Raw genomic sequence first — 20,719 nt, forward strand, 5'->3', positions numbered from 1 at the left:
TTTAAAATTTAAAAAAAAGATTATGAGCTCATCCTGCCACTATATATTTACTTTTTATATAAATTAACTATTTCATTATCAACCATATCTACACTATCAAGTGCCTTGGGATACATATCTTTTGCTTTTTTCAGAAAACCTAACCAGAGGTCGATTGCAGGTTTCATCATGGCTAATGCTTTTTCTTCCTCTTTAAACAAGTAAAGAATAGAACTCAACATGGCGAACATATGATTCATCGAGCCGTTCAACATTTGTGCGATTATCTTATTCTTGGTTGTAGATATCTGAGAAAGATAACCGAAGTGCCTTAGCATCAATTGATTTATCTCATTTCTAGATGAAAAATCATGTTGCCATTCACCTATTATCTTATCGACAACATAATTGAAGAAATCAACATCCAGTAATGATTTAAAATCCTGCATTGGCAGTCCCAAAGGGGCACAGAGGTGATTGGTTATTTCATGCAGAATAGCTGCCTTATCAATAGGCTGACATAGTACGATGTCATGGGCGGGAACAGGTCTAGCCCCCGATATTTTGGCACCATCACTACAGTTGGCACAATGTACATCTTTATTTATGGCCAATACATCTTCAATGATATGCCTCGAGGTATCATACATCGCATTACTTATAACGACACCACCAAAATTAGCCTCACATTGCCGTTCATGGTCGCTACACACCAACTCAGTCAATATTTTAGCATTTTTTTCATTATTATAATATGCACTAGACTTAGCGTGATGGTGATTTTTATCCTTATAGCCGTTATCCAAACCAAACAGATATAGATTTTTAAATCCAAGCTGGATAGGCGCATGAACCCCTATATTGCCAACAAAGGGATTAACCGCCTGCCAAGCGGCAAAATCTTTGGCGGCAGAAAAATATGTTTGGCACATCATCACCCCTGGTTCATTGCTCTTAAACGCAAGAACCGTTTTCTTGAACAGGGTTGAACAGTCTGGATGGACGACATCAGTGCTCAAAAACAAAATATCTTGTAAGTATTCAGGGTCATCCAGATTAACCATAAAATCATAAATTGCTTTGGTGCGTTCAATTTGAACTTCTATATCTGGCTTGATCCCATGCTTATGTAAAGCTGATATAGCACTGCCACAAGATATCAAAATGGCACGGTCTTTATTATTTTTAATAGTAGCTAATGACTCATCGAGTGATGGGCCACTACCAATAATAAACACCGGAACTCTTTGATAATCCTGCGCAATTTTTTTATTTTTCTTAAAAAATGGTACGCCACGTTCAATATTGCGCATAGTATGAGAAAGTGCGATCAGGCTATCATCAAAAAAGCCCCATCCCATCACTAATAGATAATATTGCTGCTGTACCGTTTTCATAAGATTTTTTATCATATCATTTTGATACCCCCACATAATAAAAGCATTTGCAACCAAGAATGCACCTCGACAACTAACCGCCGATGAAAAATCCCTGACTATACTCTGTTCATCCTGTCCTAACAGAATATGCAATCCCAGATTTTCCTGATACAAATAGGCTAGCAGTGGGGCCCAGTCGAAGCAGAACAATGAAGCGTAGAATAAATCCAGGTCTGGCTCAAACAAGAACAACGAGCTAACTTTGCAACGCTCATAAAGATAACCAAGGTGATAACCCAAACCAACCCCAAAGATCAATGCACAGGGAACTTGATCTGGTACTTTAACGAGGTGTTCTGCTTGTGATGATATTTCATCCTTATAAATATTAAGATTGTTGAGGTGTTCAACATGGATGGAGCCCATTGGGTTCGCTTCCTGGCGGAAGGAAAATTTTGACAATGCCCCCTTATCCATGAATTCATTCACGAGTGTCTCACAGCTGAGATAGGGTTCAGCCCCATAAATGGCAACGTCATCGTCAAGCCATTTAAGATTTGGTTGACCGTTTTCATTACAAAAAAAACTGAATGGACGTGTAGGAGAATAAACCTCATACATATCAGCGATGTGAGGAATATATTTCCGAAAGGCCTCTATGTTCTGTGTAAAACGAAGCGGCAATGCGACCATCATGGCAGCTTCTTGCTCTGCTTGTTGTTGAAGTCTCCGCATTTCCTGCTCGGCTTTTACCAGCACAGTATCAATATTGACCGACATCAGAACTCCTTACTATTCAGGTTATAGGCCTGTCCAGCCTTGTTACCTTTCCCGACTTGAACCAGCTTATTAAAAACAATTTGATGATAGCTGACAGTTAAAGCTTTCAGCCTTTCTTCTTGAATGGACAGTGCAGCGGCCAATTCCGCAACTGCCTGCTGTTGCATTGGGCACTCTTTGGCCAGTTGCGCCAACTGATCTATCAAGGCCAATCGTTGATCCATGCACGGCAAAGCCTCATCATATTGATGCTGTTGCAATAGATCCTCTATCAAGTAGAGATTATTCCGTAATGCCTCATCGAGGAAGGCAAGAGTGACTCTCACAGCTCACCCAACTTTTTTCGCATCTGATAGCCCTGCTGCTTTTCGGCTTCCGGCAATTGATCCCAAGCAGACTTGATCGTCACCATCAGTGCCATAACCTCATCGAGGGGCGCGACATCCCGTGCCAGACTGGCATCCCAAATGCGCTCATCCATATATGCATAGAGTTTGTATAAATCTTCAGAAATCGCACCCTGACTCATATCTAACGCATCCTGCAATCCATGTAATAGGCCCTGAGCTTTAGAAACCGCAATAGACTTTGCTTCCATGTCACCACGCTCTATCGCGCCTTTAGATTGAGCCAACCGTTCTAAAAAGCCTTGCATCATGAGTTGAATAACACGATGTGGATCTGCAACAGCAAGATCAGCCGCAATACTGGTTGCTTTATATGCTTTTAGATTACGTTGGTACATCATATGCTCCCTCTAATAATAATCATCATCTGTTATTGTTATTGTTATTGTTAATCTGTAATGACTTCAACGCTAATGCGGAGTTATTCATTTTAGCTAGCAACACATCCAGACTACCATATTGTGCACGCAATGCTGCTTCATACTTAGCCAGTTGAGCATTTGATGTTGCCTGCTTTTGATTCAAACTGCGTAAGTCCGCATTAAGCGTATCTGTGCGTTCAGCCAACATACCACCTGACTTGGTATACTCCTTGAGCCCTTTATTCAAAGTACCAGCAAGACCATCATCACCACCAAATAAGGCTACTACCTGATCGAAATTTTTATCCACTGCTTGGCCAAATTTCTCTTTATCTAGAGATAACTTGCCCTTATTATCCATTTTGATACCAATTTCGAAAATACTTGAATATGTTGTACTCGAACCTGCGTTTCCAGTGATGGTATTAGCCATAAAGCTACTGATTGTCCGTGTACTTGCATCACCTGCAAGAGCACCACCATCATCTTGTCTGACTCCACCGACAATACTGTTTCGCTTGCCCAGCGCATCCATCTTGTCCTGAAGTGCGTTATAGCCATCGATAAATTGTTTCACCATATCTTCAATTGAAGACTTATCGGTGGATATATCTACTTTGTTAGATTTGAAACCACCGCTACTATCTTCATCCGATACGCGTAGCACAGTAAGTTTGAGATCCTGTATCGAATCATCAAAAACATTGGTATCACTTTTAAGCTCATTACCATCAATCAGAATTTCAGCACTGCTCGCGGCCTGTGTCTGACTCATGACACTACCAGGCTCTCCAATCGAAAACATTCCAAGCTCTGATGTATTGCCGGTGATAGTAAGACCCTTACCATCCCCAGAGACACCTGAATCAATAATTAATTTTGCTTTACCATCTGCGGTGTTAACAATATTGGCACTTAACCCAAAGTTATCACTGTTGCTGTTAATACTCTTGCGAATATCTTGCAGGGTATCGCCAGCCTTAACATCAACTTTGAACTCTTTATCACCAGCTTTGAACGTCAGTTGACCATCTTGGGTAATAAGTGAAGTCGTTGAGCTATCAAAGAGACCTTCTTGGCGACTGGTGGTCGCTAATTTTTTTACGGTGACATTATACTGGCCATTTGAGCCACCACTTTTACTCTCTACTTTCATCACCGGGTTATCTTTATCTTGGGTGATATTGATAGCACGTTTGTTGAAAGCGCCAGGTTTGCTCAATGTATCGAGAATATCAGTGAAGGTGGTGAGGGATGATTTTAGCTGACCAATACCAGAGATCGCGATCTGGGTACTGTTTTGTTTTTTGATGATCGGTTGTTGTAACTGTGCTTTTTTAGCCGCCACACTGGCCGCAATCACACTCTCGAGATCAAGCCCAGAACCCGCGCCAGCAGAGGTAATTGCCATGTTATCGTCTCCTCATTTGTTCGATTTAAATTTCACTATCTAGCAACAGGCCAAGTTTCGGATTAGCACCCGCATCTCCCTGACGCAAGGCCTGGATCCGCTTGTGAATTTCGAGCAGCTCTTCACTCGGAATTTGCCGTATAACGGATCGGGTGTCCGAGTCAACCACCTTGATCACCACCTGCCCCAAGTCTTGCTCCATGCTGAAATTAACCGTCCAACCTTGTTGCACGCTAAATTCTTGCAAATTCTGTACCTGTTTTTCAATCTCTGCTTGGCTTTGTACCGGCTGACGATCAGTTTTTGCCGTATCCTGATTTTTCCGCAGTGCAACGCCAGGTTCTTCCACTAAACCAGAAAGCAGTTGAGCGGCCACTTGGCCGCTCTTATCACTTAGCTGTAAGGAAGCGCCATTGGCAGATGACACATTACCGAGTTCAGTTGTCATCTTATTTCTCCCATTTCAATCAGCACTGTCCATCATTAGCCGAGCAGAGACAAGGCAGACTGAGGACGCTGGTTAGCTTGGGCCAACACGCTTGAGGCCGCTTGCTGCAGAATGTTCTGCTTGGTCATATTGGCAGTCTCGGTGGCAAAGTCCGCATCACGAATACGGGAGCGGGCTGCTGATACGTTCTCCGAAATATTGGCCTGGTTGCGAATGGTCGAATCCAACCGGTTCTGTACCGCACCCAGCTCGGCACGCTTGCCATCGACTACCCCCAGCATGGCATCTGCTGCGGCCAACACCTTTTGTGCCTCACTCTGGCTAGTAATATCGATAGCACCAGCGCCGCCACCACCAAAAATAGTGATAATGCTAACATTCGTCGTTACACTGCCCGCAGCACCGCTGATGACAGCAATCGTGGTTCCCGCAGCCTTGGCAATGCCAGAAATGCTGAACCCCGCAGACTGATTCAAGCTAAAGCCGATAGTTTGGTTGGCATCAGCACCAACTTGGAAACTCCCCTTAAAAGACCCATCCAACAGTTTGGTGCCCGCAAAGGTGGTATCCTTCGAGATCCGGTTAATCTCAGACCCGAGCTGATCTACCTCTTTTTGTAGCGCTTCACGATCTTTGGCAGAGTTGGAACCGTTGGCAGATTGCTGGGCCAGGGTGCGCATCCGCTGCAGCATGCCGGTTACCTCATCCATGGCCCCTTCCGCTGTTTGCGCCAACGAGATACCATCGTTGGCATTACGGTTACCCTGATCCAGACCGTTGATCTGTGAGGTTAAGCGGTTTGAAATTTGCAGACCTGCCGCATCGTCCTTGGCACTGTTGATGCGTAGGCCAGATGCCAGGCGAGTATATGAGGTATCCAAGGATTTACTGGTATTCATCAGGTTACGCTGGGCGTTCAGTGATGAAGTATTGGTGTTGATAAACATGGCCATAATAAAATCTCCCGAAGAACATGCGACTGCGGGTTGCGCCGCCAAAGCGACGTCCCACCGTTAGAAGAACAGGTTGAACAATCCTGTGTCTTCTGGCGGGTGTCTGTTTGAACGAACAGGCCACCCGCAGTAGTGCAAACGTTGGATTCCGAACACCCCTCGATTGCTTCACTTTATGTAACGGCCGCATGAACACAAGCTTTAGGAAAATAATTGCCGAAGGCGGCAAGTTTTATCCGGCCAGCGGCAAATCACAGGTATCAGAAGACTCGCCATGTGACGTCAGTCACCATGACGACTAGCACATAGGAGAAGGTGGTTTTGGCACGGTTTGTGCTTAGTAGGATGGAGTGGCGTCAATTTGACGGCACAATAAAAAGAGGCCGGAAAATCCGGCCTAAAATGAGCATATGCTCAGGAGAATACGACCAAGCGTGACAGAACTGAACAGCTGGACAACACTTGGCACTACTAATAGAGAATTTATTCTCTCCCGATAGAACAGAGTGCTAACCCGAACACCCCTTTGTTCCATCTCTTGACCAGGGCGGCCTGAACAACCGCCCTGTTTTCTTTTGTTAGCCCTGCAACAGTTGGAGTGCAGCCTGCGGACGCTGGTTGGCTTGTGACAGAACGCTAGATGCAGCCTGCTGCAGAATATTTTGTTTGGTCATATTGGCGGTCTCGGTGGCAAAGTCCGCATCGCGAATGCGGGAGCGAGCAGCTGATACGTTCTCCGAGATATTGGCCTGGTTACGAATGGTTGAATCCAAGCGGTTCTGCACCGCACCGAGTTCGGCACGCTTGCCATCTACTACCTCCAGCATGGCATCTGCTGCTGCCAACACCTTTTGTGCCTCACTCTGGCTACTGATATCGATACCACCAACGCCGCCACCACCAAAAATTATTGATACGCCAACATTGGTAGTTACACTGCCCGCCGCACCGCTGATGACAGCAATCGTGGTTCCCGCAGCCTTGGCAATGCCAGAAATACTGAAACCTGCGGCCTGAGACAGGCTAAAACTGATGGTCTGGTTGGCATCAGCGCCTACTTGGAAGGTGCCACCAAAAGATCCATCCAACAATTTGGTACCCGCAAAAGTGGTAGAAGTAGAGATACGATTTATCTCTGCACCCAGCTGATCCACCTCTTTTTGCAGGGCTTCACGATCTTTTGCTGAGTTGGAACCGTTGGCAGATTGTTGAGCCAAGGTGCGCATCCGCTGCAGCATACCGGTCACTTCATCCATGGCCCCTTCGGCAGTTTGCGCGAGAGAGATACCATCGTTGGCATTACGGTTACCCTGATCCAACCCGTTTATCTGAGAGGTCAGACGGTTGGATATTTGCAGACCGGCGGCATCATCTTTTGCGCTGTTGATGCGCAGACCAGATGCCAAACGGGTATAAGAAGTATCCAATGATTTGGTCGAGTTCGTCATATTACGCTGAGCGTTGAGCGATGAAACGTTGGTGTTGATATACATGGCCATAACTATTCTCCTAAGCTATTAAATTTGCTATCTAATTTGCTCGAACTTTATTGTCTTTCATGTCCGATGCGTCTTATTTAACGGCCTCTTTTTCGATGTCTTTAGCATTATTTTTAACGCTTCATCGCATTAACGCCGCTTACCCTATTTATCGGCACACTCTCGCAGGACTTAAGCAAAAAAATTCAAAAAGTCCCCCTTATCAGCGGGATGCAGGCATAGACAGAGGGTCATGAGACGTCCGGCCCCTTGTCAGCTTCGGCTCCCGCCTCAAGCCAGCAGCCACTTCCCCTCTGCTCACCCCGTATCCCGCCTGCAAAAACTGGGTCTGGCTCCCACTTTTGCAGGCCGCCATTGGTCAGATGCTGGCCCAGCCCCTAAAATCGCGGCCCCATCAACAATTGGACGTGAGTTGTTCTCCATGCAGACACTGGTTGAGCAGATTGTTTACATCAGCGACATGTTTGGTACTGCGGTATTCGCGTTTTCGGGCGTGCTGGTTGCGGGGCGGCTCAGGATGGATGGCTTCGGCGTCATGGTACTGGCAGCCGTCACCGCCATCGGCGGCGGCACCATACGTGACATGATCCTGGGGGCCACCCCTGTGTTCTGGGTGCGCGACCCCCTCTATATCTGGATCGTCATCGCCACAGCGCTGATCGGGATGTGGATGGTCAAGCTGCCCCGTCGCATGCCCTGGTATGTGCTGCCGGTGGCAGACGCCTTCGGGCTGGCCCTCTTCACCGTGATCGGCACCCAGAAGGCCCTCAACTTTGGTTCCCCCGGCCTGATTGCCGTGATCATGGGAACCATGACAGGGGTGGCCGGTGGCATGATCCGGGATGTCTTGGCCCGGGAAGTACCCATGGTGCTGCAAAAAGAGATCTATGCCACAGCCTGCATCCTGGGAGGCATCCTCTATACCCTGGCGCTTGAGGTCAATATGGACAGGGTCACCGCCATGCTCATCTGCATGACGGCCGTGTTTGGTTTACGGGTTGCCGCCATCTACTGGCACCTGTCACTGCCCACCTTCTCGTTGCAACGCCATTGATATCCAGGCCGGGGGCGCTATGTCGCACTCCCGGCCGAGTTACGTTGAACCAAGCAAGCTTTTCTGTTGTCATACGATCCAGTCGTTGTAAGCCGGAATCCCTCATGCAAAAACTTGGGCTCATCACTTCCCTGTTACTGATGAATGTGGCAACGGCGCAAGCCGATGCACAGATACTGTTCGGACGACTGGCTTCTACCCCGGTACAGCAGTTTAACCTGCAGATCCGCCAGGCAAACACTGCCCAGCAAACCTGGGTCAACGATTATCGTGAAGTGGCACTGCGTTTTGTCGGCCACAGCGACATACCCAGTCGTATCCAGGCACAACAACTGGACAACGATCTGGTGCTCTCGGTGGCCCTCGATGGCAACAAAAGCGACATGATCTACATCCTGACCCTGTTTCGCAGCAACAACCTGTGGCAGATGCGGCAAGCCGAAATGGGCTGGCGCTGTCAGGGGCAATCGACCTTTACACCCGTCCCCTGCCCCTGAGCCGCGTGCGACGTCAGGACCCCATCAGAGTGACATAAAAAATCCGGCACATTGGCCGGATTTTTTTATGGGAAACGTGTGCCGTTACGGGCGGTACACCTTGACGTTGTCAAAGCCCTTCTCTTTCAGATAGAGCGCCTGCAGCTTGCTCATCACGCCGCGATCGCAGTAGAGCAGATAGGTCTTCTCCCTGGGCAGATCACCAAAGGCGGTGGCCAGCTTGAAGAAAGGAAGGTGCAGCACCTCACGTCCTTCCACCACCAGCGGCTTCTCGTCTCGCTCATCACTGGAGCGGATATCCAGGATCACCTCATCAGCGCCCAGCACTTGAGTCGTTTCGACCTCTTGCACTTCAGCGGCGGTCTCTTCACCGATGCGGCGGATATCGAGGTAACGGGCCTCGGACACCACCTTGTCCAGGATGGCGAAGTCGAAGTTGGCCTCTTCCGCCTCGATGTTGGACAGCACAGCCTTGATGGTTGGCTTCTTGGAGATGACGCCGCAATACTCCGGCATGGTCTCGGCAAACTCCAGAGTGCCGATGCGGCGGGCTTCACTGATGATGTCCGGCTTGTCCCAGGTGATGAGCGGGCGCAGGATCACCTTGTCGGTCACCCGATCGATGACGTTCAGGTTGGTCAGAGTCTGGCTGGACACCTGACCCACGCACTCGCCTGTCACCAGTGCCGGGATCTGGAAGTAGTCGGCCACATGACCGGCGGCGCGCATCATCATCCGCTTGAGCACCACCCCCATCTGACCGTTATCCACCTTCTCCAGAATCTCGGCGACCACGGGTTCAAAGTCGATGGCGGTGAAGCGCACCTTGTGGGAAGCGCCAAACTTGTTCCACAGGTAATAGGCCACCTGCTTGACACCGATCTCGTGGGCGGCGCCGCCAAGGTTGAAGAAGCAGTAGTGCACCCGGCAACCGCGCTTAATGAACTGGTAGGAGGCGACACCCGAGTCGAAGCCACCAGAGAGCAGGCTCAGCACATCTTCCTGGGTCGCCATGGGGAAGCCCCCCATGCCGTGGTGGACGGCGCTGATGATGTAGAGCTCGTCATTTTCCACTTCCAGGTTGACCTGGATGTCAGGTTTTTTCAGGCGCACACCGGCGGTTTCGCAATGCTGGTTAAGGCCCCCCCCTACATAACGCTCCAGCTCCAGCGAGCTGAAGTCGTGCTTGCCGACACGGCGGGCACGCACGCAGAAGGTCTTGCCTTTCAGGCGATCGCCCCAGACGGCACGGGTCTGCTCGAAGATATCGTGCAGGTCGGTGAAGTTGCTCAGTTTCACTTCGAGGAAGTACTGGATGCCAGGAATACAGCTGAGCGTCTCCAGATACTGGGCGTGGAACTGATCGTTGCGAGAGCTCACTACCAGCTTGTCCCAATCCATCCGTACGCGGGCGTCTTCGTCGAAGCGGCGCAACACGTTGCGAATGTTGCCCTGCAACATTTTGGTGAAGCGCTGGCGAACTGACTTGCTCTTGATGGTGATTTCCGGGAACAGTTTGATAATGAACTTCATGGTTTTGACTCGGGTGGCCTTGATTTAAGGGCGCGAATTATATCAGAACTTTGTAGCCAGCGCCTACTGGATGCACGTTTACTCACATTCCCTCATGCAACGTTTGCGACGCGGCGGCAATCTTGCGTATATTCCCAAACCTGCGCCCTGGCCACCCCCCTGACAACAGACAGATTCGATGAAGACCTTTATCTACTACCCCGGCATGGAGGTTCGCGACGAGCTCTGGCTCAAATTTGCCCTGCTCTATCTGGAGCGACTCGCCTTCGTCTTTACCGTCAGTGAACAGAGCAGCCTCACCGTCCTGCTCCATACCCTGGAAGAGCAGACCGATCTGCTGGCAAAGCGGCCTGAGCCAAGCTTCTTTGCAGACATCACCCCGCAACTGGAGAGCCAGATCAGCGGCCTTGTCGCCCCCGATTTTGTCCGCCACAAGGTGTTTGGCAACAAGGCGCTGATCACTCGCTGGCGCCAACCTACCAACCACGACTGCTTCTGCCCCGCTCAGGCCGGTCTTGAGCGGCTACACAGCTTTTGCCTCGCCCACGGCTTTGCCACGTCGGATGAGGGAGGGGTCAAGATGGCGCGGCGCTTTGCCAATCTGCTCTCCATGCGCCTCGCCCGTGAGTGGGCACTCGCCAATGAGGGTGCGCTCATCACGGATCACGACTATCTCGACCGCCTGCTCCACCTGCTGGAGTCTCGCTACCACAACCGGGGCGGTCAGGATTGTTTCCACCTCGAGATACCATTGCAAGTGCCCACTCACCTAAGCGACATCCCGTTTGCCGAGCTGATTGCCCTGCGTGCTCGCAGCGGTTTTCGCCAGCAACTGGCTGAGTTCCATCAAGCCTTCGATGCCATGCTCACCATGCTCGGCAGTGGCTATGCTGACCCGACGGCTCTGACCCGTTTCGAACAAGCACAACAGGGGCTCAATCAGCTGCTGGGACCAGAGACCCACAGCCTGCCGCTCACCACCCTGGTCAGCACAGGCCTGCCTGCCATGGCGATGATCCATCAGCTCAAGACGAGCCACCCAAAGAGCCGCCTGATCTTCCATCCCATCAAGAAGAGTCATTTCCACCAGCGCAAGAGCCAGCACTTCTTCACCCGGTTGGGGCAAGTCAAATCCTGAGCCAACCGGCAGCCGATATGGCCCAACGGGATCAGCTCAAAGCCTGATCCCGTCTTGGCGGCATGAGGCGCCGGCAATATTATGGCGCTCGGCCAGCGCGAACCAGTCGCCCTCTCAGGAGGGGTTTTCCAGCCGAAATTCGACTCTATCGCTGTTGCCCGCCTCATCCACCACCACCAGCTGGTAGCGCCCCGCCTCGCTCAATACCTGATCCCCGTCCCAGCGCAGCCGCTGGCCATTGAGAAACCAGAACGGCTTGCCGACGCCACCCAGCACCTTAGGTTGCAGGCGATAGCGCTGGCTGCGGATAAGGTTGCCCTCCCCCAGCGCGACGATGCGAATGGGGGCTTGCAGCTCGGCGCTCTGCACTTCCCCTGCACAACCACTTGCCAGCAGCGCCTGCCGTCGCTCGCCGGGTGACCGCCACGGCTCCAGCGACAATGGCCAGAGTGCCCGGAAGCCCGACTGCGCCGCATCGGGGCAGCGGGCCAAGGTCGGCTTGCCCTCGGCGGTCAGTGCAACTTGGCGCAGCGGCGAGGGCCAATCCATGGGGTCGGGCAAGGTGGGGGGATCGCGCCCTTCCAGCAACCAGGCGCTCTGGCGCTGCAAACAAGTCTGCGGCAGGGTCGCGCTCGCCTTGCGCCCCAGCGGCCAGCAGATTTCGGCCTCGCTCACCGTGTTGGGCTGCACAGGCAGGGGGCTGTTGTCAGCCAGCCGCGAGTAGACCGAGAGCAGCAGCGGCACCGCCGCACTCTGGCCGTAAAAGCCGGGCAAGGGGGTGCCATCGGGGCGCCCCAGCCAGACGCCGATGGTCCAGCGACCGGAGACCCCCATCGCCCAACTGTCGCGATAGCCGTAGCTGGTGCCGGTCTTCCAGGCCAGTCGGTTGACCCGACCGGTCGCCTCGCTGGTAAAGGGCTGATCCGCCCGTCCCTGGGCGCTCAATATTTGCCAGATGATCCAGGCCGCCCCCGGGCTCAGCAAGGGGCGGGGCACCGCCTGCTGCCCCGCCAGCCAGACCGGCATAGCCACCTGCCCCTCACGGGTCAGCGCGCTGTAGAGCGCCACCAACTGCTCGAGCCGAATGCCTGCCGCCCCCAATGCAATGGCCGGATTGGGTTTGTCGGAGAGCGCCAGCCGCACCCCGGCGTTGTCGAGGCGGCTGACCAGTTTGTCGGCCCCAAGCGCCTCCAGCACCTGTACCGCCGGCACGTTGAGGGATTGCTGCAATGCCTGAGTGAGGGTCACCGGCCCCTGAAAGGCGCCGGAAAAGTTAGCGGGGCGATAATCCGAGCCCACTCTTGGCGCGTCGGAGAGCAGGGAGGCCGAGTGCACCAACCCCTCGTCCATCGCCAGACCGTAGATAAAGGGCTTGAGGGTGGAGCCGGGGGAGCGGATCGCCTGCACCATGTCGAGATAACCGTGGCGGCGCAAATTGCCATACTCGGCGCTGCCAACATAGGCGCGCACCGCCATGGTTTTATTGTCCACCAGCAGCAGCGCAGCAGAGGTCTGCTCGGGGAAGCGGCGGATATAACTCGCCACCCGCGTCTCCAGCCAGCGCTGCAGATCGCCGTCTATGGTGGTGTGCACCAGGACGCCCGGCTGGCTGTCGGCGGCCAGACGAGCAAACAGCGGCGCCTCCATCGGGGTGAAATGGCCGCGAGCCAGCACAGGCTCGATGCGTCCCTCCTGCCACGCCTGCTCGGGCCAGACCCCCTGTGCCACCAGTCGCTGCATCACCTTGTCGCGGGCGGCGCGGGCCCGCTCGGGATGGCGATCTGGTCGGTTGCGGCTGGGGGCCTGTGGCAGCACCGCCAACAGCGCTGCCTCGGCGTGAGTCAGCTTGGCCACGCTCTTGCCAAGATAGGCAAAACTTGCCGCCTGCACCCCTTCCAGGTTGCCGCCAAACGGCGCCCGGTTGAGGTAGACGGTGAGCAGGGTGCGCTTGTCGTAGTGCCACTCCAGCTGCAGCGCACGCGCCATCTGGCGCAGCTTGCCGGGTATCGACCTCTGATAGGGCTCGATCAGGCGGGCCACCTGCATGGTGAGGGTCGAGCCCCCCGAGACGGCGCGCCCGTAGCGCAGCCACTGACCGATGCCGCGCACCATGGCCACCGGATTGACCCCGGGATGGCGCCAGAAGTAGCGATCCTCGTAACCCAGCAGCGCCTCGATATAGCGGGGGGAGACCTGATCCAGCGTCACGGGGTAACGCCACACGCCGCTGGTGTCGGCAAAGGCGCGCAGTGGCCTCCCCTTCATGTCGAGCACCACCCGCGCGTAGGCGGGGTCGAGTGGCGGAGGTGGAAAGAGGCGATCCAGCGCCAGCAGCGACAGGAACAAGGCAACGGCCCCCAGCACCGAGAAGCGCAGCCAGCGCGGCAGACGGCCCAGCCAACGCCGACAGGCGCGGCCACTGCGACCCAGGCTCAGCCAGCCACGCTGCCAAAAAGTGAGCGAGCGAACCCGCTCGAGGGAGGGGGCGTTGCCCAGAGGGCGTCTGCGACTCATAAAGCGCCAGCTACTCAGAAATCGTTACCTCATGGATATCCTCACCCACAGCCCGCAGCTCGGGTCGGTACATATCCTCCACCTGGGTCGGCGGCACCTGATAGCGACCCGGCGTCACCGCCCGCATCAGGTAGACCAGCTGCTGATTGCTCCCCTCGCTCAGTTCGAGCGCTGCCGTGTAGCTGTCGTCGCGAAACGCCTGATGCTTGAGGTAGTCGTTCCACTCGCTCTGCCACGCAGGTTTCCCCTCAATCGAAAGATCTTCGAGCTTGATACTGTTGCCAAGGGCCGGATTCTCCAGCTCGAAGCCCGCCGGTACCATCTCCACCAGCAGGGCATCGGGCACCGCCGATTTGCTGCTGACATTGAGCCGCACCACCACCAGATCACCGACCTTCACCTTGGCGGGATCAAACGGCTGACCCTCGCTGTTGAACCAGCTGCGGGTCACGCTTATCCCCTGACTTAACCGGGCAGGAGCCCGTTCGGGGTAGCCGATCAGGGTGCGCTGCACATAGAGGGATCCCTTGCCCTCGTTGGCGACGGCGCTGGCGGCCAGTGCCTCGGGGGCGCCCTGCTGCAGCGGAGCCGAACCGCTCAGGGATTCACTGCCAAGAGAGGAAGTTACCTTGGCCTGCCAGTCGATAGCCGGATCGAAGCGGGCGAGTCGCAACAGGGCGAACCGCTCCTGGGTGCTGAGCCACTGACGGTGAGCCAGGGTATCGGCCACCTTGGCACTCAGCGTTGGCCAGCGTTCCAAAGCCAGCTTGTACTGGCGCAGCAAGGAGAGCTCAAGGGCTTCATCGCGCAGGGGGGAACCGTAATCCCCCAGATAGTCGTCACCCCGCGCGGTCCCTAGCGCCCGGCTGAGTGCCTTGGCGGCGGTCTGCTCATCCCCCATGGCCGAGAGGGCTAGCGAGAGGTGGAGCAGCGGCAAGCCGGATCTGGCGTGATCGGCCTGCTGCTCCCAGATAAGGCGCAAGGTAGCGAGCGGCGCCTTGCCCACCCGGGCCAGCACATAGGCGCTGTAGGCCTGATAGGCCAACCGGCTATGCTCGGGGGCACCGCTCCAGCGCTCGCCGTACTGGCTGTCGCTGAGATAACTCTGCAGCCGGTTCAGCGCCTGATTGAGCATGGCCTCCGGCACTGCGTCGCCTGCCTCCTTGCGGGCCAGCAGGTAGTCGGCGGCATAGGCGGTGAGCCACTGCTCCTCGTCGGAGCGACCATCCCACAAACCAAAACCGCCGCTGGGCAGTTGCAACCGCTGCAACCGTTGCAGCAGGGCGCGCTGCACATCCGCCTCGCTCGCCGGTTTCTTGCCCTCTGTGGGTTTGCTCCAGACAGCCCGCTCATCCGCCGTGGTCAGCAGATAGGGCCAGGCACGCGACAAGGTCTGCTCCAGACAGGCGTAGGGGTAGTCAGCCAGCGCCTGCCACTGGGCTGCCGGATCCCAGGGCGGGGTGCCGGAGAGGCTGAGCAGCCCCTGCAGATTGGCGCGATCCAGCCCGGCCAGCTCAGCTGGCGCAAAAGCCATCTCTTGGCCGGGGGCCAGCATCTGGTAGCGCTGGCGAGTCTCGGCAGGCCAGGGGGAGCGCAGCGGCAAATACCAGTCGCGGCTGATGGCAAAATCCTTGCCACTGGCCGCCAACTGCAGGCTCGCCAGACCGCTCGCGCCAATCACGGTGAGCGGCAGGGTCAACCACTGCTCCTCGCCGTTTTTAAGAGACAGCGAGCTGGGCAGCTCGCCATTTGCCTTGAGCCCGCCATTGAGGGTCCAGGCCAGGGAGAGAGTCTGATCCTCGCCACTCATGTTGCGCAGCTGCACCAGCGCCCGGGTCTCATCCCCTCTGGCGCCAAAGCGCGGCCAGCCGATCTCGGCCACCAGCGGCGCCACAACTTTGACGGCGCGTTCAGCCTCGCCGACTTGCTGTTCATTCCAGGCCAGCGCCATCAGCGCCAGCTCGCCGTTGAAGTTGGGTAGTTCGAGCGGGATCACCGCCTTGCCGCTCTCGTCAAAAGTCACCTCGCCGCTCCAGAGCGCTGCTACCTCGACCCGGCTCTCCAGCGCGCCACCTTTTTTCAGCGGCGCACGGTCGCCCCCGTAGTTAAGGCGGGCCAGCTTGCCATCCTGCGGCGGGATCACCTGGCCGTAGTTGTCGAACAAATCTTGGGCGAAGCGCTTGCGACCAAAGAAGATCTCGAACGGGTCGAGGGGCTGGTAGTCGCTGATGTTGAGCACGCCCCGATCCACCGCCGCCAGCACCACCCGCCCCTGACTGTTGGGGGTGGAGGTGGCGGTCACCTCCAGACGGGTGAGCGGCACCGCTTTATCAGGCGCGCTCAGGGTAAGCGGCAGACGGCGCGCTTCCCGGTCCAGCGTGAGCGGCACCAGCCCGACCGAGCGCAGGCTCTGCACACTCTTTTGACTCACCGGCTTGGATTCGCTGTCTGGCGCGGCTATCTGGGCCGAGATATGCAGATCGTGACGCTGCCACTCGGGGCTGACCGGGATCTCGAACTCGCCGCGGGCATCCTTGGCATCACCACCGGCTGCGTTAAGCTCGATACGCTGCCACCAGCGCAGGCCATCGCCATCCTCCACCAGCAGCAAGCCCTTGCCGGGTCGCGGTGCGACGAGCGTCACTTTTGCCTTGTCGCCCGCCAGATAGGCGCGCTTGTCGAGGGTGATGGCGATTTTGTCAGGCCGCGCCTGCTCGCCACCGCCGCCCCAGGCGTAACTGCCGATCTCTACCCGCAGGCTCGATTGATGGCCCTGACTGTTCTCCACCTCCAACCGATACCAACCCGCCGCCAGCTGCAAACTGAGGGGGGTCGGCCCCTTGCCATCCAGCTGCAGGGTCTGCTCCTGCTCCAGATAGGGCTGGCTGTTGAACTCGTACTTCCACCCCTCGCCATCGGCGTAGTGCCAGTAGTAGTCGCGGTACTCGTTGATGAGGCGCACCTTCACCGCCCCCGCCACCGGCTGACCTTGTTCATCGAGGTTGAGGATCTGGAAGGGGAGCGGCTTGCCCCCTTCCACCCGATCCGCCACGAAGTCGGCCTTGAGCGCCGGCCACTGGCTGCCTGCAGGCCAGCCATACTGGGTGCGGCTGCGATTGACGGCGCGGCCACCGGGCTCGGAGAGCGACACCCGATAAGCCACCTCCAGCGGCCCGAGGGCGCGCACGCCATCGAGTTCATCAGCCAGCAAGAAAGTCCCCTGCCCCTGCGCATTGAGGGTGAGACTCCGCGCCTCGAGATCCTTGGCCTGCTCGGCCAGCAGCACGTCACCCAGAGTGAACTCCTGCCATTGGGTGAAAGGCATGGTGGCGCGGCTGATTTTCACCTCCGCCTTCGCCTTGGTGGCGCTCGCTGGCGCACCGTAGAGATAGTCCCCTTGCAGCGGCAGGTTGAGCGCCTGTTGCTGGGTCAGCAATTCCCCATCCGGCCCCTTGCCAAGCTGCAGTTTCAAGCGCTCCGGCAAAAACTCCTCCACTAGGAAAGGCCACTCGAAGCGGCTGCCAGCGGCGGTCTTGAGGTTGATGGTCCAGCGCCCGAGCGGCGCATCGTCCGGCAGACGCAGGCCGTAGTGGGCCGCGCCAAGATTGTCCGGTAGCAGTCGTTTCTGTTCGAGCAGCTGACCGTCCGGCTGTTTCACCTCCAGCTCCACCGCCATCCCCGGCAGCAGCTGGCCATCCTGCCCCTTGAGCAGGATCTCGCTGTCGAGCCGCTCGCCGGGGCGATAAAGGTCGCGCCCGCTGAACAGATAAAGCTGCTGGGCCTGCCAGGGCTGGGTACCGAGATCGAAGGTGGAGAGATCGAGCGCAGCCCCATCGAGGCGCAGCACCGCCAGATGGTTGCCCTGTTCGGCCAGTAGCAGGCGAGCACCCTGCACCTGCTCAAAGCGACGATGGCCCTGCGGATCCGTGGTTTGCACCTGCAGCCGGTTGCCTTTCTCGTCGAGCAGGGAGAGCTGCACATCCTTGAGGGGGTCGGCGGTGGCCAGCGAGCTGACGAACACCTCCAGCTGATCGCGGTAACGGCGGGCACTGAGTCCCATGTCGCTCACCGCAAAGTATGTGGTCTCCTTGCGCCAGTCGTAGTTGCCAAGGGGCGACATCACCGCAAAGTAGACACCGGCCTCGGCCAGCTGCGGCTCCTTCACATTGATAAGGCGGGTCTCGCGCCGGTTGGCATCGAGCTCCAGCGCGTAGCGGCCGCTGAATACCCGCTTGGCGCGGCTGGTGATCTGTTCAAGCTCCCAGTTACCCATGCCGGCGCCGGGGCGATACTCGGCCAGAAAACGGGGCAGATACTCGGCATCGACCCGAAAGAAATCGATATTGACCTCATCCACGTTGACCGCGCTGATGGGCAGGCGAAGTTCCTGACGCAGCGGCAATACCATGCCGCTGGCGGTAAAGGAGGCCCCCGCCTCCAGCGGGCGGGTCTTGAGGGTCCAGCTTTGGGGGGATGGTCCCAACCCCGACTTGAGACTCACCTCGTAGCTTTTGTCGGGCTGAACGTTCGGAAAATAGAGGGTGCGACCATCTTCGGCGAGGATCCACTCCCCCTGTACCTGCTTGCCCCCTTCACTGACCCCGAGCCAGCTCTGCCAGTTTGCCTTGGGCACCAGAGGGCCGGAGAAGACCAGCGCCAGCGCCGGGGCGTCTCTATATTGACGGGCATTGGCCTGCACCACGGCCATGGGTACGCCAGCTGCTTGCTGCGCGGCCGGCACATTGACCGTCGGGGTGGGCTTGTCCTGACCACAACCGACCAAGAGCAGACCGGTCAATAACAAGGCAGACCAGCGACGCTGGCGCGGCGCAAGCCAGATGGGAGCAAGGTACTGGGAAGCAGGACGCGGGGCAAAGGGGCGCATGAGTTCCATCCCGGATTGGATCGCTGCCACAGCAGCGCGATAGGCAACAGGATAAGACATTCGACTCGCTTGACACAAAACTCATTGCAAAGTATCGGGCGTGAATGGCCACCGGTCAGACAGCAAAACGCCAACCTGATGGTCGGCGTTTTGCGGGTCGGTGAAGCCGTTACGCCATCACCGCCATCTGCCAGGTTTTGAAACCGCCGGAGAGGTTCTTCACCTTGAAGCCGTGCTGGCTGAGCAAGCGGCAGGCCACGTGGCCACGCAAGCCCACCTGACAGCTGATGAGCAGCTCTTTCTCCCTGGGCAGTTCATTCAGGCGACCGCGCAGCTCATCGAGGGGGATGTGCAGGGCACCGGGAATGCGACCCAGCTGGTCGAGCTCGGGGCCATTGCGCACATCCAGCACCTGCTGATGGGGATGGCAGGCCTGCACCTCGGCGGTATGACAGAGCAGGGTATCTCCCTTGAGATGATTGCTCGCCACGAAGCCCGCCATGTTGATCACATCCTTGGCCGAGCCGAATGGCGGCGCATAGGTGAGCTCCAGATCCTGCAGATCAAACACCGTCAGCCCGGCACGCTGGGCCACCGCCAGCACGTCGATGCGCTTGTCGACTCCGTCCTTGCCGATGGCCTGAGCGCCGTAGATCTTGCCATCGGGGGCAAACAGCAGCTTGAGGCTAACCGGGTGAGCGCCCGGGTAGTAACCGGCGTGACTGCCCGGATGCACATAGACCTTCTCGAACGGCAGCCCCAGTTGCAGCAACCGTTTCTCGTTGAGACCCGTGCTGCCCACCGCCAGATCGAACAGCTTGCAGATGGCAGTGCCCTGGGTCTTCTTGTAGGTTTCGCTGCGGCCCAGCATGTTGTCGGCGGCGATGCGTCCCTGCCGGTTGGCGGGGCCCGCCAGCGGGATCAGCACGGACTCGCCGGTGACGAAGTCGGTCTCCTCCACCGCATCCCCCACCGCATAGATGAAGGGATCCGAGGTGCACATGCTGGCATCCACCTTGATACCGCCGCGCGGCCCCAGCTCAAGACCCGCCTGTGCTGCAAGCCGAGTCTCGGGCTTGACGCCGATGGCCAGGATCAGCAGGCCGGTGTCGAGCCGGGTGCCGTCACTCAGGGTCAGCCGCAAGCCGGTGCTGACCGTTTGCTCCGGCTGCCCGTCCAGGATCTCGATAGACGCGAGGCCGGTGCGCAGCCGCAGGTCGATCCCCTCTTCGCGGATGCGGGCATGGAGCATGTTGGCCATCTCTCTGTCCACCGGTGCCATCACCTGATCGGAGAGCTCCAGCAGGGTGACATCCCGCTTGCGCTGGTGCAGTGCCTCCATCATTTCCAGCCCGATGAAGCCGCCCCCCACGACTGTGACGTGGTGCGGATCATCGCGCTGCAGGGCCGCCAGTATGCGGTCCATGTCAGCAATGTTGCGCAAGGTATGCACGCCCGGGCTGTCGATGCCGGGGAAAGGCGGGCGAATGGGGGCCGCTCCCGGGCTCAGCAACAGCTGATCATAAGATTCGCGCCGCTCGTCGCCGGTGAGCAGGTTGCGCACCAGCAGGGTCTTGCCAACCTTGTCGATGTCGATCACATCGTGAAAGACCCGCACATCCACGTTGAAACGGCGCTTGAAGCTTTGCGGCGTCTGCAACAGCAAGGCCGAGCGGTCCTGAATGTCGCCACCGATATGATAAGGCAAGCCACAGTTGGCGAAGCTGACAAACTCGCCCCGCTCGAACATCACTATCTCGGCTGTTTCGCTCAGGCGACGGGCTCTGGCCGCCGCGGAGGCTCCCCCCGCCACACCGCCTACAATCAGGATCCGTTTCATCAGAAAGACTCCGGTTAACAATAGATTGCCACTAAATTAG

Annotated in this window: 14 protein-coding genes; 3 read left to right on the forward strand and 11 right to left on the reverse strand. The window is 56.6% G+C overall.

Annotated elements, in window-relative coordinates; all coding sequences use genetic code 11:
* Positions 1 to 47: 47 nt before the first annotated feature.
* The 7 genes from BN1129_RS03275 to BN1129_RS03305 form a co-directional block, all read right to left on the reverse strand.
* The gene (locus tag BN1129_RS03275; protein ID WP_042034467.1) at positions 48 to 2,138 is read right to left on the reverse strand and encodes a motility associated factor glycosyltransferase family protein; all 2,091 of its coding nucleotides are present in this window, start codon (positions 2,136 to 2,138) and stop codon (positions 48 to 50) included.
* Positions 2,138 to 2,398 carry a hypothetical protein gene (locus BN1129_RS03280; RefSeq protein WP_244463008.1) on the reverse strand — a complete coding sequence of 87 codons (261 nt, stop codon included), beginning with the start codon at positions 2,396 to 2,398 and terminating at the stop codon, positions 2,138 to 2,140. The genes BN1129_RS03275 and BN1129_RS03280 overlap by 1 nt, the downstream gene beginning before the upstream one ends.
* Before the next feature lie 62 nt (positions 2,399 to 2,460).
* Positions 2,461 to 2,883, reverse strand: coding sequence for a flagellar export chaperone FliS (gene fliS, locus BN1129_RS03285; protein ID WP_084204555.1), 423 nt, complete (start codon positions 2,881 to 2,883; stop codon positions 2,461 to 2,463).
* Between the two features lie 25 nt (positions 2,884 to 2,908).
* A complete protein-coding gene (gene fliD, locus BN1129_RS03290; RefSeq protein ID WP_042034471.1) occupies positions 2,909 to 4,318 on the reverse strand; it encodes a flagellar filament capping protein FliD in 1,410 nt (469 codons plus the stop codon).
* A gap of 25 nt (positions 4,319 to 4,343) precedes the next feature.
* Positions 4,344 to 4,766, reverse strand: a complete 423-nt coding sequence (locus tag BN1129_RS03295; protein WP_042034473.1) for a flagellar protein FlaG — start codon at positions 4,764 to 4,766, stop codon at positions 4,344 to 4,346.
* Between the two features lie 35 nt (positions 4,767 to 4,801).
* A complete protein-coding gene (locus tag BN1129_RS03300) occupies positions 4,802 to 5,719 on the reverse strand; it encodes a flagellin N-terminal helical domain-containing protein (RefSeq protein WP_042034475.1) in 918 nt (305 codons plus the stop codon).
* Between the two features lie 578 nt (positions 5,720 to 6,297).
* Positions 6,298 to 7,218 (reverse strand): flagellin N-terminal helical domain-containing protein, encoded by a 921-nt coding sequence (locus BN1129_RS03305; RefSeq protein ID WP_042034476.1) that lies wholly within the window; start codon positions 7,216 to 7,218, stop codon positions 6,298 to 6,300.
* Between the two features lie 421 nt (positions 7,219 to 7,639).
* On the opposite strand from BN1129_RS03305, the gene BN1129_RS03310 reads away from it, so the two are divergent.
* Entirely contained in the window at positions 7,640 to 8,272 is a 633-nt protein-coding gene (locus BN1129_RS03310) for a trimeric intracellular cation channel family protein (protein ID WP_042034478.1), read from the forward strand.
* A gap of 104 nt (positions 8,273 to 8,376) precedes the next feature.
* The gene (locus BN1129_RS03315; RefSeq protein ID WP_042034480.1) at positions 8,377 to 8,769 is read left to right on the forward strand and encodes a hypothetical protein; all 393 of its coding nucleotides are present in this window, start codon (positions 8,377 to 8,379) and stop codon (positions 8,767 to 8,769) included.
* 84 nt (positions 8,770 to 8,853) lie between these two features.
* On the opposite strand, the gene thiI is transcribed toward BN1129_RS03315, so the two are convergent.
* Entirely contained in the window at positions 8,854 to 10,302 is a 1,449-nt protein-coding gene (gene thiI / locus BN1129_RS03320) for a tRNA uracil 4-sulfurtransferase ThiI (RefSeq protein WP_042034481.1), read from the reverse strand.
* A 178-nt stretch (positions 10,303 to 10,480) separates the two neighbouring features.
* Between thiI and BN1129_RS03325 the strand changes: the two genes are divergently transcribed.
* Positions 10,481 to 11,440 carry a hypothetical protein gene (locus tag BN1129_RS03325; protein WP_042034482.1) on the forward strand — a complete coding sequence of 320 codons (960 nt, stop codon included), beginning with the start codon at positions 10,481 to 10,483 and terminating at the stop codon, positions 11,438 to 11,440.
* A gap of 114 nt (positions 11,441 to 11,554) precedes the next feature.
* On the opposite strand, the gene pbpC is transcribed toward BN1129_RS03325, so the two are convergent.
* The 3 genes from pbpC to BN1129_RS03340 all read right to left on the reverse strand — a co-directional run bounded on the left by pbpC (position 11,555) and on the right by BN1129_RS03340 (position 20,679).
* The gene (gene pbpC / locus BN1129_RS03330; protein WP_042034483.1) at positions 11,555 to 13,954 is read right to left on the reverse strand and encodes a penicillin-binding protein 1C; all 2,400 of its coding nucleotides are present in this window, start codon (positions 13,952 to 13,954) and stop codon (positions 11,555 to 11,557) included.
* A gap of 10 nt (positions 13,955 to 13,964) precedes the next feature.
* Positions 13,965 to 18,917, reverse strand: coding sequence for an alpha-2-macroglobulin family protein (locus BN1129_RS03335; RefSeq protein WP_157013242.1), 4,953 nt, complete (start codon positions 18,915 to 18,917; stop codon positions 13,965 to 13,967).
* A 91-nt stretch (positions 18,918 to 19,008) separates the two neighbouring features.
* Entirely contained in the window at positions 19,009 to 20,679 is a 1,671-nt protein-coding gene (locus BN1129_RS03340; RefSeq protein ID WP_042034484.1) for an FAD-dependent oxidoreductase, read from the reverse strand.
* Positions 20,680 to 20,719: the final 40 nt, after the last annotated feature.

This window comes from Aeromonas popoffii, from assembly GCF_000820025.1.
Taxonomy (GTDB): Bacteria; Pseudomonadota; Gammaproteobacteria; order Enterobacterales; family Aeromonadaceae; genus Aeromonas; species Aeromonas popoffii.